This is a genomic window from Streptomyces sp. NPDC048483 (assembly GCF_040651455.1).
GTDB lineage: Bacteria > Actinomycetota > Actinomycetes > Streptomycetales > Streptomycetaceae > Streptomyces.
In genome coordinates this window covers 1-17,744 of the sequence record NZ_JBEZJZ010000141.1, presented here as the reverse complement: position 1 = coordinate 17,744, position 17,744 = coordinate 1, and the positions used below count along the sequence as shown (strand labels likewise).

General features: G+C 72.6%; 4 protein-coding genes and 1 pseudogene. All 5 read left to right on the top strand.

The window, feature by feature from the left end; all coding sequences use genetic code 11:
• Window positions 1-10 precede the first annotated feature (10 nt).
• Window positions 11-8,518, top strand: coding sequence for a type I polyketide synthase (locus AB0D04_RS38540; protein WP_362712063.1), 8,508 nt, complete (start codon window positions 11-13; stop codon window positions 8,516-8,518).
• A 24-nt stretch (window positions 8,519-8,542) separates the two neighbouring features.
• Entirely contained in the window at window positions 8,543-14,161 is a 5,619-nt protein-coding gene (locus AB0D04_RS38535) for a type I polyketide synthase (protein ID WP_362712062.1), read from the top strand.
• A 40-nt stretch (window positions 14,162-14,201) separates the two neighbouring features.
• Window positions 14,202-15,227, top strand: coding sequence for a GDP-mannose 4,6-dehydratase (locus tag AB0D04_RS38530; RefSeq protein ID WP_362712061.1), 1,026 nt, complete (start codon window positions 14,202-14,204; stop codon window positions 15,225-15,227).
• A 137-nt stretch (window positions 15,228-15,364) separates the two neighbouring features.
• Window positions 15,365-16,873, top strand: coding sequence for a CoA transferase (locus AB0D04_RS38525; RefSeq protein ID WP_362712060.1), 1,509 nt, complete (start codon window positions 15,365-15,367; stop codon window positions 16,871-16,873).
• 109 nt (window positions 16,874-16,982) lie between these two features.
• Window positions 16,983-17,255: pseudogene (locus tag AB0D04_RS38520) on the top strand (hypothetical protein); the annotation flags it as partial.
• Window positions 17,256-17,744 lie beyond the last annotated feature (489 nt).

The window sequence follows — 17,744 nt, the reverse complement described above, 5'->3', positions numbered from 1 at the left end:
GCGGCACGGCGTGCTGCCGAAGACCCTGTATGCCGAGGAGCCCTCCGCCCACGTGGACTGGTCGGCCGGCGCGGTGCAGTTGCTGACCGAGCCCCAGCCGTGGCCCGAGGCGGACCGGCGGCCGCGACGCGCCGGTGTGTCCTCCTTCGGCATCAGCGGCACGAACGCCCATCTGATCCTTGAGGCGGCCCCCGCGCCCGCCACCGCCGAGCTGCCGGCCGGCGGCGACGAGCCGACCGTCACCGAGCCCGAAGAGCCGGGCACCGGCCTGGTTCCGTGGGTGCTGTCCGCACGTACCGCCCCGGCGCTGCGCGCCCAGGCGGCGCGGCTGCTGTCCCACCTGGACGGCGCCGAGGCGGACGGCGCCGAGGTGCAGCCGCGCCGACTCGGATGGTCACTGGCCGGCACCCGAACGGCCTTCGAGCACCGCGCCGCCGTGGTGGACGACGACCCCGTCGGCCTGCGGGCCGGGCTCGCCGCCCTGGCCGAGGGAACGCCGGTGCCCCAGGTGGTGACGGGCACGGCCGCGCCCGGACTGACCGACGGCAAGGTGGTGTTCGTCCTGCCCGGGCAGGGCTCGCAGTGGCCCGGCATGGCCACCGAACTGCTGGCCTCCTCCGAGACGTTCCATGCCGCGCTGACCGAATGCGACCAGGCCCTGCGGCAGTTCACGCACTGGTCCGTGCTCGACGTGCTGGCCGGCGAACCGGGCGCGCCCGACATCGAGCGGGTCGACGTGGTGCAGCCGGTGCTGTTCAGCGTGATGGTCTCGCTGGCTCGGCTGTGGCAGTCCTACGGTGTCGAGCCCGACGCCGTCGTCGGCCACAGCCAGGGCGAGGTCGCCGCCGCCTACCTCAGCGGGGCACTGTCCCTCGCCGACGCGGCCCGGATCATCGCGCTGCGCAGCCTCGCCATGACTTCGGCGAACGGCCAGGGGGAGATGGCCTCGCTGATGCTGCCCGCCGACGAGGTCGGCCGCCGGCTGGTCAAGTGGGGCGGCGCGCTGTCCATCGCCGTCATCAACGGCCCGTCCTCCGTGGTGGTGTGCGGCGACAGCGACAACCTCGCCGAGCTGATCGCCGAATGCGAGGCCGAGGACATTCGCGTACGCAAGGTGCGCGGGGTCAACCTGGCCGCCCACTCGCCCGCGGTCGAGGGCCTGCGCGAACACCTGCTGCGGGAACTGGCCCCGGTCGACCCGCGCCCCGGCACGGTGCCGATCTATTCCACCGTCACCGGCGCCGCACTGGACGTCCCCGCGGACGCCGACTACTGGTACCGCAACGTGCGCGAGCCCGTGCGCTTCGAACAGGCCACCCGGGCGCTGATCGCCGACGGATACACGACGTTCATCGAGATGAGCCCGCACCCATTGCTCATCTCGGCCGTTCAGGAGACCGCGCAGGACGCCGAGACCGCCGTGATCACCATCGGCTCCCTGCGGCGCAACGCCGGCGGGCCGCGCCGGTTCCTCACCTCGCTCGCCGAGGGCCACACCAGGGGCCTGCGAATCGACTGGTCCCGCGAGTTCGGCCCGGACACCGCCACCGTGGAGCTGCCGACCTACGCGTTCCAGCGCGAGCGGTACTGGCCCAGCGCCGTGGGACGAGCCGCCGCCGCCGACGACGGCGTGCGCGACCCGGCCGAGGCCCAGTTCTGGGAGGCCGTGGACGGCGAGGACCTCGACGCCCTGGCCGGCACACTGGCCGTCGAGGACGCGGAGGCTCTGCGTACGGTGGTTCCCGCGCTCTCCTCGTGGCGGCGCAGGCACCGCGAGCAGTCCACCGTCGACAACTGGCGCTACCGGACCCGCTGGAAGCCACTGAACGGCGGCGGCACGGCAGCCGCGCCGCAGGGGACCTGGCTGATCGTCACCCCGGCCGGCGCGGGCGCCGACGACCTCGCCGGCGCCTGCGCCCGGGCCCTGGCCCGGCACGGCGTGCACACCCTGACCGTGGAGATCACCGACCAGGGCGAGGAGCGTGCGGCGCTCGTCGCCCACCTGTCCGAGACCACGGCCGCCCTTCAGGTGGCGGGCGTGCTGTCCCTGCTCGCTCTGGACGAGCGGCCGGCACCCGGCGCGCCCTCGGCGACGACGGGTCTGATCGGCACCGCCACCCTCGTACAGGCGCTGGCCGACGCCGCCGTCGACGCCCCGCTGTGGCTCGCCACCCGGGGCGCCGTCTCGGTCGGCCGCGCCGATCGCCTCACGAACCCGGACCAGGCACCGGTCTGGGGGCTGGGCCGGGTCGCCGCCCGCGAACTGGCCCACTGCTGGGGAGGGCTGATCGACCTTCCCGAGTCGCTGGACGAGCGCGCCGCGGACCGGCTCGTCGCCGCGCTCGCCGGAGACGACGACCAGGTCGCCATCCGTTCCACCGGAGTGTTCGGCCACCGGCTGCTGCACGACCCGCTCGGCGACCGCGAGCCCACACGGGACTGGACCCCAAGCGGCACGGTGCTCATCACCGGCGCCACCGGCGCGGTAGGCACCCACATCGCCCGCCGGCTGGCCCGCGACGGAGCCGAACACCTGCTGCTGCTCAGCCGACGCGGTCCGAACGCCCCCGGCGCGGACGCGCTGGAGAGCGAGCTCACCGCGCTCGGCACGCGCGTCACCCTCGCGGCCTGCGACGCGGCCGACCGTGACGCACTCGCCGACGTCATCGGCCGGCTGCCCGCGGACAAGCCGCTGACGGCCGTCATCCACGCCGCCGCCGTGCTGGACGACGGCGTCATCGACGGGCTGACCCCCCAGCGGTTCGAGACGGTGCTGCGGCCCAAGCTCCTGGCCGCCCGGCACCTGCACGAGCTCACCAAGGGCCTCGAACTGTCGGCCTTCGTGCTGTTCTCCTCGATCGCCGACACCCTCGGCAACGCCGGGCAGGGCAACTACGCGGCCGCCAACGCCTACCTGGACGCCCTGGCCGAACAGCGCCGCGCCGACGGCCTCCCGGCCACCTCGATCGCGTGGGGAGCGTGGGCCGACAGCCAGGCCACCGAGGGGACCGCCGGACGGCACCGCGAACGCCGAGGCATCGCCGCGGCCATGGACCCCGCGCTCGCCATCACGGCGCTGCGGCGCGCGCTCGACCACGACGACACCCGCGTCGCGATCGCCGACCTGGACTGGTCCCGGCTCGCCGCCGGGCACACGAACCGGCCCGACGCCTTCCTCGCCGACCTCCCCGAGAACCGGCGGGCACAGTCGGCGCCCACCGCCGAGGCCGTGGTCCAGCCCGATCTGGCCCGGCGACTGGCCGAACTGCCCGAGTCCGACCACGGGCAGGCCGTACTGGACCTGATCCAGGCGCAGGCCGCCGCCGTACTGGGGCACTCCTCGGCAGCCGCGGTGCCCGCCGACCGCCCGTTCCGGGAGCTCGGATTCGACTCGCTGACCTCCGTGGAGTTCCGCAACCTTCTCGGCACCGCGACCGGGCTGCGGCTGCCGGTGACCCTCGTCTTCGACCATCCGACGCCGCAGGCGCTCGCCGCCCACCTCTTGCGGCAGGTGCTCGGCGAGGAGCCCGAACCGCAGGCACGGCCGCAGACCGCCACCGCCGTCGAGGCCGACGAGCCGATCGCGATCGTCGCCATGGGCTGCCGCTTCCCCGGCGGGGTGCGCACCCCGGAGGAACTGTGGGATCTGCTGGCCACCGGCGGCGACGCCATCGGCCCGTTCCCCGCCGAACGCGGCTGGGACCTGGAGCGGCTCTACTCCCCGGACGGCAGCAGGCCCGGCACGAGCTACGTCCGCGAGGGCGGATTCCTCAGCGATCCGGGCGAGTTCGACCCGGGGCTGTTCCGAATATCCCCCCGCGAGGCCCTGTCGATGGACCCCCAGCAGCGGCTGCTGCTGGAGACGGCCTGGGAGACCTTCGAACGCGCCGGCATCGATCCGCTGTCCCTCCAGGGCAGCAGGACCGGCGTCTACGTCGGCACCAACTACCAGGACTACCCCGGTCTGCTGCACCAGGCCGACAGCGCCGACGAAAGCTTCATGGTCACCAGCAGCGCGGCCAGCGTCATCTCCGGCCGGCTGTCCTACACCTTCGGTCTCGAAGGCCCGGCCGTCACCGTCGACACCGCCTGCTCGGCCTCCCTGGTGGCACTGCACCTTGCCTGCCAGGCACTGCGGCAGGGCGACTGCTCGCTGGCCCTGGCAGGCGGTGCGACGGTGATGTCCACTCCGACCATCTTCGTCGGCTTCAGCAGGCAGGGCGGCCTCGCCCCCAACGGGCGGTGCAAGACGTTCGCCGCCGCCGCGGACGGCACCGGCTGGGGCGAAGGCGCCGGCGTGGTGCTGCTGGAACGGCTCTCCGATGCCCGGCGCAACGGGCACCCGGTCCTGGCGGTGGTGCGCGGCTCCGCCGTCAACCAGGACGGCGCGTCCAACGGCATCAGCGCGCCCAACGGCCCCTCGCAGCAGCGGGTCATCCGCCAGGCGCTGGCCAACGCGCGGCTGTCGGCCACCGACGTCGACGTGGTGGAGGCGCACGGTACGGCCACCACCCTGGGCGACCCGATCGAGGCACAGGCACTGCTGGCCACGTACGGGCAGGGACGGGACGAGGACCGGCCGCTGTGGCTCGGCTCCATCAAGTCCAACATCGGCCACACCCAGGCAGCCGCCGGCATCGCCGGGGTGATGAAGACGGTGCTCGCCCTGCGCCATGCGACGCTGCCGAAGACACTGCACGTCGACGAGCCGACGCCGCACGTCGACTGGACCGCCGGGAACGTACGGCTGCTGACCGAGACCACCGTGTGGCCGGAGACGGGTCGGCCACGTCGCGCGGGCATCTCCGCCTTCGGCATCGGCGGCACCAACGCCCACGCACTGCTGGAACAGGCCCCCGAGACGGAGCCCGCCACCACGCCGGACGCGCCCGCCGTGCTGCCGGACGCGGCAGTGCGGCCGGCCGGACCGCTCGGCACGCCCGAGCACCGTACCGGCGCGGCCCAGGGGAGCGGCCTGCCGGTGACACCGTGGGTGCTGTCCGGCGATTCCGCCGCCGCCCTGCGCGACCAGGCCGGCAGGCTGCACACGTTCCTCGCCGAGCACGACCGGCTGCGGCCCTGCGACATCGGGTTCTCCCTGGCCACCACCCGTGCGGGCCTGGCACACCGGGCCGTTGTCACCGGCCGGGACCGCGAGCAACTGCTCGGCGGTCTCGCCGCGGTGGCCGCCGGGCGGCCGGCCGCGGATGTGGTCACCGGCACCGTCGCCGACCGGGGACGGCTGGCGGTGATGTTCTCCGGCCAGGGGTCGCAGCGGATCGGCATGGGCAGCGGGCTCGCGGCCGCCTACGGAACATTCGCCGACGAACTGGACGCGGTGTGCGCCCGACTGGACGAACACCTCGACCGGCCCGTGCGCGACGTCATGTGGTCCGGTGAAGCCGACGAGCTGAACCGGACCGTGTACGCCCAAGCGGCGCTGTTCGCGGTCGAGGTCGCCCAGTACCGGCTGCTGGAGTCCTGGGACATCCGGGCCGACGTGCTGCTCGGCCACTCCATCGGCGAACTGTCCGCCGCGCACGTCGCCGGCGTGCTGTCGCTCGATGACGCCGCCGCACTGGTGGCGGCCCGCGGCCGGCTGATGCAGGCACTGCCGGAGGGCGGGGCGATGCTGGCGGTGCAGGCCGGCTCGGACGAGGTGACGGCCGCGCTCGACGACACCGGTTCCCCGCTGGAGATCGCCGCGGTGAACGGGCCCGCCTCAGTGGTGGTCTCCGGAGCGGCGCCGGCCGTCGCGGAGTTCGAGGCGCTGTGGAACGGGCGGGGTCGCAAGACCCGACGGCTGCGCGTGTCGCACGCATTCCACTCGGCCCACATGGACGGCATGCTGGCGGAGTTCGCGAAGGCCGCCGAGGCGGTGACCTACCGGCCACCGCGCATTCCGGTCGTCTCCAACGTCACCGGGGCCTTGGTCGGCCCCGACGAGCTGTGCACCCCGGACTACTGGGTGCGGCAGGTGCGCGGCACCGTCCGGTTCGCCGACGGCGTGCGGGCCGCGGCGCAGGCAGGCGCCTCCACGTTCGTCGAGCTCGGCCCGGACGGGGTGCTCACCGTGTCCGCGCGGGAGACCCTCGCCGACGCGGGGACGCAGGACACGGGCCGCGAGCCGCTGATCATCGCCGCGCAGCGGGCCGATCGGGCCGAGGACCAGACCTTCCTGCGGGCGGCAGGCCACCTGCACGCCCAGGGCCGGGCCGTGGACTGGGCCTGTTGCTTCGACGCCGTCCACCCGCACAGAGTGCCGCTGCCCACCTACGCCTTCCAGCATCAGACGTTCTGGCCGAAGCCCCGGCACGCTCCCGCGCCCGCGATCGCCGGGGACTGGGCGGACGGCGGATTCTGGTCGGCGGTCGAACAGCAGGACCCGGCCGCGGTGGCCGACATCCTCGGGCTGGACAGCCAGGACGCGCTGGAGGCGGTGCTTCCGGCGATGGCCACCCACCGCCGCAAGCTTCAGCAGCAGTCCACGCTGGACCGGTTGCGCTACCGGGTCGCATGGCGGCGCATGACCGAACTCGCACCCGACGACCGGACTCCCACGCCGGGCCGTTGGCTGCTGGTGCTGCCGGCCGACGCCACCGGCCGTGGCCGAACGAGCGGGTACGACTGGGCCGACGCGGCCCGACGGCTCCTCGGAGCCGACACCGTCGAACTCGTCGTGGACCCCGCCCCGGACCGCGACCAGCTCGCGAAGCGGCTGGCGGAGGAAATCGGAACGGACGGCGTCCGCGGCATGCTCTCGCTGCTCGCCCTGGACGAGCGGCCCGACCCGGTGGTGCCCGCGGGAACGACCGCGACGCTGACCCTCATCCAGGCCCTCGGCGACGCCGGGATGGACGCGCCGCTGTGGCTGGCCACGCAAGGCGCTGTGTCGACCGGCCCGGACGACCCCGTGACCAGCCCCGCCCAGGCCATGGTCTGGGGCATGGGCAAGGTCCTCGGCCTGGAACACCCGCGGCGCTGGGGCGGCCTGGTGGACCTTCCCGCGGACGGCACGGACGGTGTCGAGGAGCTGCTGGCCCGGGTGCTGACCGGCGCCGGGGACGAGGACCAGCTCGCGGTGCGGCCCGGCGGCGCGTTCGTACGACGCCTGAGCCGTGCACCCATCGGTGCGGACGCGCTCGACGACCGGCACGGGGAGTGGAGTTCTTGCGGCACCGCACTAATCACCGGCGGAACCGGCGGGCTGGGCGCCGAGGTCGCGCGCTGGCTCGCCCGTACCGGAACCGAGCACCTGGTGCTGACCAGCCGAGGCGGCGCGCAGGCACCCGGCGCGGCCGAACTGGAGGCGGAGCTGTCCGCACTCGGCGCCCAGGTCACCATCGCCGCCTGCGACGTGGCCGACCGCACGGCGCTGGCCGCCCTGCTGGCCCGGCTGGCACGGAACGACAGCCCCCCGCTGCGTACCGTGGTGCACGCCGCCGGCATCAGCCTCAACAACACCCTCGTCGCCACCGACACCGCCGAGCTCGCCTCCGTGGCGACCGCGAAGGTGGCCGGCGCGGTCAACCTGGACGAGCTGCTGGGCGACGTCGAGCTCGACGCCTTCATCCTGTTCTCGTCGGTCTCCAGCACTTGGGGCAGCGGCGCCCAGGCAGGGTACGGCGCGGCGAACGCGTTCCTCGACGCCTTCGCGCAGTGGCGCCGCGCCCGGAGCCGCCCGGCGACCTCGGTGGCCTGGGGCGCCTGGGGCGAAGTCGGGATGATCAACCTCGACGGCAACATGGAATCGGCACGCCGGCTCGGGCTGCCCCTGATGCCGCCAGCCGTGGCGATCGCCGGGCTGGCCCTGGCGGTGCAGCGCGACGAGACCACCGTGACGATTGCCGACGTCGACTGGGCGGCCTTCGCACCGAGCTTCACCGTGGCCCGCCGCCGTCCGCTGCTCGACGAGGTGCCCGAGGTGCGGGCGACGCGCGAAACCGACGCCGCCACCGCGGAGGTCGCCGCGGACACCGCGGCACAGCTGCGGGCCCGGCTGGCCGAGGTTTCCGTACCGGAGCGGCGCCGGATACTGGCGGAGCTGACCGGCACCCACATCGCCGCCGTCCTCGGCTACGGCCCGGCCGAAGCCGTCGAACCCGATCGGCCGTTCCGCGACCTGGGCATCGACTCGCTGACCGCCGTCGAGCTGCACCACCAGATCAGCGCGGCCACCGGCCTGCGGTTGGCCACCACCCTGGTCTTCGACCATCCGACGCCCGCCGAGCTGGTCGACTTCGTCCTGGACGAACTGACGCACGCGACGGGCGACGCGAGCGGCTCGGTGCTCGGGGAACTCGACCGGCTGGAGGCCGCCCTCTCCACCGACCTGGAGGACGGCGCACGCGACGAACTCGCCGCGCGGCTGCAAACGCTGCTGTCGAAGCTCAACGCGGGCGGCGGCAGCGCCCCGGACGCCACGGCGAAGCTCGATGCGGCGACCGACGACGAACTGTTCGCACTCGTCGACAACGACCTCGGACTGCCCGGCCAGTCCGACCGGACGCGGGACTGAGCGGGCCGGCGAGGGGATACGGAAATGAGCAACGAGGACAAGCTCCGCGACTACCTGAAGCGTGTGATCGGGGAGTTGCAGCAGGCACGTCAGGAGAACAACGAGCTCCGGTCCCGGCAGCAGGAGCCGGTGGCCATCGTCGGGATGAGCTGCCGCTACCCCGGCGGGGTCAGCACCCCGCAGGACCTGTGGCGGCTGGTGGACTCCGGGGCGGACGGCATAGCGGAGCTCCCGGCCGACCGCGGCTGGGACCTGGACGCGCTCTACCACCCGGACCCGGACAACCCCGGCACCAGCTACGCCCGCGAAGCCGGATTCCTCTATGACGCGGGGGAGTTCGACGCCGGGTTCTTCCGCATATCGCCGCGCGAGGCGATGTCCATGGACCCGCAGCAGCGGCTGCTTCTGGAAGGCGCCTGGACCGCCCTGGAACACGCCCGCATCGACCCGGCCTCCCTCCGTAAAAAACCGGTCGGCGTCTACATCGGGTGCAGCGGAGGGGACTACACCACCATTCTGCTGGGTTCGGACGAACCGTCAGCGGGCCACATCAACACTGGCAACGCCTCCAGCCTGGTCTCCGGGCGGATCGCCTACACCTTCGGCTTCGAGGGCCCGGCGGTCACCGTCGACGCCGCCTGCGCCTCCTCCCTCGTCAGCCTGCACCTCGCGGCGCAGGCGCTGCGCTCGAGGGAGTGCTCGCTGGCGCTCGCGGGCGGCGTGACGCTGATGTGCACGCCGATGGCGCTGCTGGAGTTCTCCCGCCAGCGCGGGCTGTCCGCGAGCGGCCGATGCCGGTCCTTCGCCACCGCGGCCGACGGCACCGCATTCTCCGAGGGACTGGGCATGCTGGTCGTCGAGCGGCTCTCGGACGCGCGGCGCAACGGGCACCGCATTCTGGCGGTGCTGCGGGGCTCGGCGGTGAACCAGGACGGTGCGTCCAACGGCCTGACGGCGCCCAACGGCCCCTCGCAACGGCGGGTGATCCGGCAGGCGCTGGCCAACGCCGGGCTCTCGGCCGCCGACGTGGACGTGGTCGAGGCGCACGGCACGGGCACCAAGCTGGGTGACCCGATCGAGGCGCAGGCGCTCTTGGCGACGTACGGGCAGGGCCGGCCCGAGGGGCACCCGCTGCTGCTGGGGTCGATCAAGTCGAACATCGGCCACACCCAGGCCGCGGCCGGCGCCGCCGGGGTCATCAAGATGGTGGAGGCGATGCGGCACGGAGTACTGCCGGCCACGCTGCACGTGGACGAGCCGTCCGCGCATGTGGACTGGTCGGCAGGCGCCGTTGAGCTGCTGACCGAGGCCCGGCCGTGGCCACGGACGGGCCGGGCGCGCCGCGCGGCCGTGTCCTCGTTCGGGATCAGCGGTACGAACGCGCACATCATCCTTGAGGCGGCACCCGCCCCGGACAGTCCCGAGACCGCGGACGCGCCCGAAGCCGCAATGCCACCGCAACACCCGCTGCCGTGGGTGGTGTCGGCCAGGTCCGAGGCGGCCCTGCGGGGGCAGGCGCAGCGGCTGCACTCCTTCTTGACGGAGCGGAGCGAGCTGTCACCGGCGGATGTCGGCCTTTCGCTGGCGACGACTCGTGCAAGCCTCGAGCACCGCGCGGCCGTGATCGGCGAGGACCGGGAGACGTTGCTGACGGGGCTGGCGGCGCTGGCGAAGGACACGCCTGCCGCGGGCGTGGTGCGGGGACAGGCGGCGACACGCGGCGGCCGGGTGGGGGTGTTGTTCTCCGGCCAGGGTGCGCAGCGGCTCGGCATGGGCCGGGCGCTGTACGACCGGTTCCCCGTCTTCGCGGATGCCTTCGACGCGGCGTGCGGTGAGCTGGAGCGGGCGTTGGGTTCGTCCGTGCGCGGGGTGGTGTGGGGCGAGGACCAGGATGCGCTGAACCAGACGGTGAACGCGCAGGCCGGGTTGTTTGCGGTCGAGGTGGCGCTCTTCCGGTTGCTGGAGTCCTTCGGTGTCGCGCCCGATGTACTCATCGGTCATTCGGTGGGGGAGCTGGCGGCGGTGCATGTGTCCGGCGTGCTGTCCCTCGAGGACGCGTGCACGCTGGTGGCCGCGCGGGGTCGGCTGATGCAGGCGCTGCCCGAGGGCGGGGCGATGCTCGCCGTCCAGGCCCGCGAGGAGGAGATCGCACTACTGCTGGGTGAGACGGTGTCGCTGGCCGCCGTCAACGGGCCCGACTCGGTGGCCGTCTCCGGCGACGCCGACGCCGTCGAGGCCGTACGGGACTGGGCGCGGGAGCGGGGCCGCAAGACGAACCGGCTGCGCGTCTCGCACGCTTTCCACTCCCACCACATGGACGGGATGCTGGCCGAATTCGCCGAAGTCGCCGAGAAGTTGGAGTACCGGGTACCCGCGATTCCCGTCGTCTCCACGCTCACCGGTCGGGCGGCTTCGCGCGAGGAACTGTGCTCGCCCGGCTACTGGGTGCGCCAGGTGCGGGAGACCGTTCGCTTCGCCGACGCCGTCCGCGCCGCAGCCGACCAGGGCGTGACCTGCTTCGTCGAGGCCGGCCCCGACGGCGTACTGGCCGCGCTGGCCGAGGCCACCCTCGCCGAGAGCCGCGTCGACCACGTCTGCGTGGCCACCCAGCGCGCGGACCGCGACCCGGACCACACGCTGGTCACCGCCCTCGCCCGACTTCACGCCCACGGTGCCCCCATCACCTGGGATCCGCTCTTCACCGGCGCCCGGACGATCGGCCTGCCCACCTACGCCTTCCAGTACCGGCGCTACTGGCCACGGCCCCGTGCCCGCGGCGCCCGCGAGAGCGCCGTGGACACGCCGGGCGCGGTGGAGGAGAGGTTCTGGCAGGACGTCGCTCAGGGAAATGCCGACGAACTCGCCAACACCCTGGGCCTGCCGGACGGTTCCGCCCTGGAGCCGGTGTTGCCCGCCCTGTCGCAGTGGCATCGCACCGAACGTGAGCTGTCCGTGGTGGACGGCTGGATGTACCGCGTCGAGTGGCAGGCCACCACCGTGCCCGGCACGGCCGGGCTGTCCGGCACCTGGCTGGTCGTGTCCGACGACAACGCCCCGGACCTCGTGGCCGACTGCGAACCGGTGCTGAAGGAACACGGCGCCGACGTCCACGTCGTACGGCTGCCGGCCGACGCCGACCGCGAGGCGGTCGCCGGACTGCTGCGCGTCGCCCAGGCCGACGCGCAGGCGGGCAGACAGACCGATCCGACGTTCGCCGGGGTGCTGTCCCTGCTGTCGTCCGACGGCTCGGACGCGCAGCGGCGACCGGGCTCCGCCCTCCCCCTGGCCCTCCTCCAGGCGCTCGGCGACATCGGCGTCGACGCACCGCTGTGGACGACCACCCGGGGCACGGTCTCCACCGGACCCGCGGACCCGGTGACCGATCCCCTCGGTGCCCACATGTGGGGCCTGGGGCGGGTGGCTGCCGTGGAGCACCCCGACCGGCACGGCGGCCTCGTCGACCTCCCGGCCAAGCTCGACGACCGTGCGCGTCGCCTGTTCGCCGCCGTGCTCGCCGGCGCGGTCGAGGAGGACCAGGTCGCCGTTCGGCCCTCAGGACTGTTCGTACGAAGGCTGCAGCGGCTCCACACGGGGGCGCCGCGCCCGTCCACCGCCACCTGGGCCGAAGCGGCCGAGAGCCGGGCCGGGACCGCCCTGATCGTCGGCGGCACCGGAGCCCTCGACGCGCTCGCCGCCCGCTGGCTGGCCGGTGCCGGAATCGAACACCTCGTGCTCGTGTCCCGCAGCGGGGCCCAGGATTCCCGTGCGGCCCAGCTCGAGACGGAACTGGCCGAACCGGGCATCCGCACCACCGTCACCTCCTGCGACACGACCGACCGGGCGGCCCTCGCCGGGCTGTTGGACTCCCTCGCGGCGAAGGGTGAGCGGATACGGGCCGTGGTGCACGCACCCGGCCCCGACCTCCACACCTCGGACGACGGGTCGGTCACCGACGCCCCGGACGGCAGCCCGGACACCGGCGGCGTGCCGCTCACCGCGCGTGCCGCGCCGCGCCACGCCGCCCAGCTCCGATCCTGCATGCAGACCGCGGTGAACCTGGACGAACTCACCCAGGGGCTGGACCTCGCCGCCTTTGTGCTGTTCTCCTTCTTCGCCGGCACCGGAGCGATCGCCGGGCAGGCCGCGGAGGCCTCCACTGGGGCACTGCTCGACGCCCTGGCCCGCCACCGCCACGCCCGCGGGCTCCCCGCGACCTCCATCGCCTGGGGTCCGCGGGAGAAGGACGCCGGCACCGGCCGGCCCGCGCGGAACGGCGGGGAACACCGGCTGGGACTGCGCGCCATGCGACCGGACCTGGCCGTCGAGGGACTGCGCCGGGCGGTGGCCGACGGAGGCGCCTGCGCCGTCCTGGCCGACGTGGACTGGGACCGGTTCTGCGCCGTCACGGTCGGCTCCCCGGCCAACCGCTCCTATGACGAGCTGGTCTCACGTCCCGCCGCACCGGCCGACGGTGAGCCGCAGGGCGCCGCGTCGGCGCCGCAGCGCACGGCACGCGATGAGGAAGCCCTCAGCAGTGAGGGGGCCGTACTGGAGCTGGTGCGCGCCCACACCGCCGAGGTGTTGGGCCATGACGGTCCCGAACTCGTGGAGGCGGTACGGCCGTTCATCGAATTCGGCGTCGACTCGCTCACCGCCATGGAGCTCCGCAACCGGCTATCCGCCGCCACCGGCCTCCCGCTCCCGGCAGGCCTGGTCTTCGAGCACGAGACCCCCCGGGCGCTGGCCGCGCATCTGTACGCGGAGGCGGGTGGCGCCGCCACGTCGTCCTCCGCGCGGCGCGGTTCGGGATCCGGGCCGCTCGGCGAGATGTACCGCGAGGCGGTGCGGACCGACCGGGTCCGCGACTTCATGCTCACCATGGCGAGCCTGTCGGCGTACCGGCTCGCCTACCGCACGGTGGCCGAGGCGGGCGCGGTGCCACCTCCCGTCCGCCTCGCCCGGGGCGAGGCCGAGCCGCAACTCATCGGCTGCTGCGGCTTCGTGGCGACGTCCGGCCCGCACGAGTTCGTACGGTTCGCTTCGCCGCTGGGCGGGCGCCGCGACTTCTGGGCGCTCCCGGTTCCCGGCTACCGCGCCGACGAGCTGGTGGCCGCCGACCTCGACGCGCTGCTGGACGTGCAGGCCGACGCGGTCCGCCGGCTGACGGGCGACCGGCCCTTCGTCCTGATGGGCCACTCCGGAGGCGCGATCATCGCCCAGGCACTGGCCGGCCGCCTGGAAGAGCAGGGCACCGGCCCGGGTGCCGTCGTCCTCAGCGACATGTACGGGCCGGAGATCATGGACCGGCTCCTGAGCTGGGAGAAGGAACTGACCGAAGGCGTACTCGACCGTGATGGCGCATTCGTGTCCATCGACGACAACCGAATCACCGCGTCGGCGGCTCACTCGAAGCTGTTTGCCGACTGGCGGCCGAAACAGACCGCCGCACCGACCCTGCTGCTGCGGGCCACCGAACCGATGGGTGAGTGGTCCAGGGAAGACAGCTGGCAGGCCACCTTGGACTTCCCGCACACAGCGATCGACGTATCGGGAAACCACTTCACGATGATGCGCGAACACGCGGAGGAAGCGGCGCGGGCAGTCGATGACTGGATTGCCTCGATGTGGGTGGCGAACGAGTAAATGACCGGACAAAGTCACTGAGCATCTGGGGGACAACACCATGGCCAAGCACGCACTCATCACCGGAATCACCGGACAGGACGGCTCCTACCTCTCCGAGTACCTCCTCAGCGAGGGCTACGAGGTGTGGGGGCTGATCCGGGGGCAGGCGAACCCGCACCGGGCCCGCATCAACCGGCTGCTGCCCGACGTGCAGCTCGTCGACGGCGACCTGCTCGACCAGAGCAGCCTGGTCAAGGCCCTCGGCTTCGCGCAGCCCGACGAGGTCTACAACCTCGGCGCGATCTCGTACGTGCCGCTGTCCTGGCAGCAGACCGAACTGACCGGCGGGGTCACCGGCCTGGGCGTACTGCGCATGCTGGAGGCAATCCGCATGTTCAGCGGCTTCACGGGCTCCTCGACGCCCAGCGGCCAGCAGATCAGGTTCTATCAGGCGTCGTCCTCGGAGATGTTCGGCAAGGTGACCGAGACTCCGCAGCACGAGACGACGCACTTCCACCCGCGGAGCCCGTACGGCGTCGCCAAGACCTACGGGCACTTCATCACGAAGAACTACCGCGAGTCGTTCGGCATGTTCGGCGTCTCGGGAATCCTGTTCAACCACGAGTCGCCGCGCCGCGGCACCGAGTTCGTCACCCGCAAGATCACACTCGCGGCGGCCCGGATCAAGCTCGGTCTCCAGGCCAAGCTGCCGCTGGGCAACCTCGACGCCAAGCGGGACTGGGGCTACGCCGCCGACTACGTCCAGGCCATGCACCTGATGCTCCAGCAGGATCAGCCGCAGGACTACGTCATCGGCACGGGCGTGATGCACTCCGTGCGGGACGTACTCCAGATCGCCTTCGACGCGGTGGGGCTGGACTGGAACGAGTACGTGTACCTGGACCCGGCGCTGGTCCGCCCGGCGGAGGTCGACACCCTCTGCGCGAACCCGGCCAAGTCCGAGGCCGAGCTCGGCTGGAAGCCCAAGGTCGGCTTCCAGGAGCTGATCGAGCTCATGGTCGAGGCGGACGTGCGCCGCCAGTCCCAGCCCAACCGGGACGACTACCTGTTCAGCGACAGCTGAGGCATGCCGCCGAGCCGGAAGGCGGCCCGCGCAGCAGCGGGAGGACGTCCGGGCCCCGAGCCCGGGCCGTCCAGCCCGAAGGCATCCCTGCGATGCACCGTGACAGTCGATTTCCATCGTGAATGAGGAGCCCTGCCGTGCCCGACCCGTCCGCGTCGCGTCTGACCGATCGCCTCACAGCCGCGCTGGCGGCGCCGGCCACCGACGACGCCTTCGACCCGCACAGTGAACTGGCCGAAGTGCTCGCAGGGATCGGCATGACGCCCGCTGACACCGGCGGCGCCATCACCTTCCGCGGCGCCGACCCGGTCGTGCGCAGCACGCTGCGGCTGGGCGCGGCGGCCTCCATCGCCATGGTCACCAAGTCGGCGGTGATGGCGGCGCTATGGCGCGCCCGCGGGGGCGAGGGCCAGGACATCGCCATGGACCTGCGCGTTGGGCCCCGCCGGCTCGCCCCCATGTCGGAGCCCGCCCGCTGGGAGCGGCTCAACGGCTACCCGCCCGCCACTCCGGCGATCGTCGGCGACGGGGTGACCATCGGCTTCTACCGCACCGCCGACGACCGCTGGATCATGCCGGCCAACTTCTACCCCAAGCTCAGCCTGGCGGCCACGCGGCTGCTCGGCATCCCCGACGAGTCCTCCGCCGCCGCCGCGGCCATCGCCAAATGGCGTGGCACCGATCTCGAAAAGGCGGCGGAAGAGGTGGGCACCGTGCTGCCCATGGTGCGCACCACCGCGGAGATGATGGCCGAGCCCCAGTACCGGGACGTGCTCGCCGACCTCCCACTGATCGAGATCGAGAGGATCGGCGACAGCGAGCCCGAGCCGCTGTCCGAGGGAGTCACCCAGCCGCTCGACGGTATCCGCGCCCTCGGCATGGGGCACGTCATCGCCGGCGCGAGCGCGGGACGGGCCCTCGCCCTGCACGGCGCCGACGTGCTCAACCTGTGGCGGCCCTTCGAGATGGAGCACGACACCCTCTACTGCACCGCCAATGTCGGCATGCGTCAGGCGACTCTCGACCCGTACGGCGCCGAGGGCGCCGCCGCCATCCGGGGTCTGCTCGAGGACGCCGACGTCTTCTTCGCCAACCGCCGCCCCGGATACCTGGAGAAGATCGGCCTGACCGCGAAGGAGGCGGCAGCCGCGCGCCCCGGGATCATTCACGCCAGCGTCTCCCTGCACGGCTGCGCCGGGCCTTGGGCGGGCCGCATCGGCTTCGACCAAGTGGCGGGTGCCGTCTCCGGGATGCTGATGTTCGAGGGGGATGAGGGCCGCCCCGCCCTGCCGTCGATCGGCGTCATCAACGACAACATCTGCGGTTGGCTCCTGGCCGCCGGCATCGGCCGCGCGCTGCAACGCCGTGCGGTCGAGGGCGGCAGCTACCGCGTCCACATCTCCCTGACCCGCGTTGCCCTGTGGGCGGTGAGCATGGGCGTCTTCGACAAGAACTACGCCCACGCGATCGCCGGAACGCCCGGCGACCACGAGAACCGGCCGCTGGAGACGTTCACCGCCGATACGCCGCTCGGCCACTATCAGGGTGTGACCGACCAGGTGATCATGTCCGCCACCCCCGGCCACTACCGCAACATCCTCAGCCATCGCGGTGCCGACCGCCCGGAATGGCTGCCGCGTGCCTGACGATACGCACCGCGACCGCGACCGGCCCCAGGGGCCGGCCTGTCGCCGGTGCATTCCGGTGCCCCGCATCAGCAGCCCGTCAGCGACCCGGTGGAAGCCGGACCTCCGGCTGCACTTCACACCCACGAGCTCGTCCTGGCTGAACCTGGTCGAGCGGTGGTTCGCCGAACTCACGCAGAAGAAGCTCAGGCGCGGCGTCCACCGCTCCGCCCAGGCTCTCGAACGCGACATCCGGGCATAGCTGGCCCACTGGAACAAACACCCCAGGCCGTTCGTCTGGACCAAAACCGCCGACGAGATCCTCGACAAAGTCGCCGCCTACGGCCACCGAATCTCCGACTCAGGTCACCAGCTAGCGGTCCGTGAAACCTCGATCCACTGACGGCGCCCCCTCAGGTCGCGCCGCACCCACATGATCGTGTAAGTTCTTCGAGTTGCCACGGAGCCGACAGGTTCCACGGCAGCCATCCCGCCGCTTCCGCGGCACACCACTACTGAACGACCTCTAACCGGGAAAAATTTCGTCATGCCGAAATTTGGACCGGGGCTCGATTATGAGTCACCGGGGGATTCCGCTAAAGTAGTTGCTGCGCTGAAAGGCGTGAACAACCCCTCCGACGGGAAATCGGAACCGAAATTCGACCGGAAACGGCGAGTCCCGGATCTGCTAAAGTCGGAATGGCCGGAAAGCGAAAGCCGGAAGGCCAGCCCCGCTCCAGCAGGGGGCCAGAGACGGAAACGGATCTGGTAAGGTTGGAAACGCGAAGAAGCCGAAAGGCTGAAACGCGCCGGCGAAAATCGGAGCCGCAAGGATCTGATAGAGTCGGAAACGCAAGACCGAAGGGAAGCGCCCGGAGAGCCTGGTGAAACA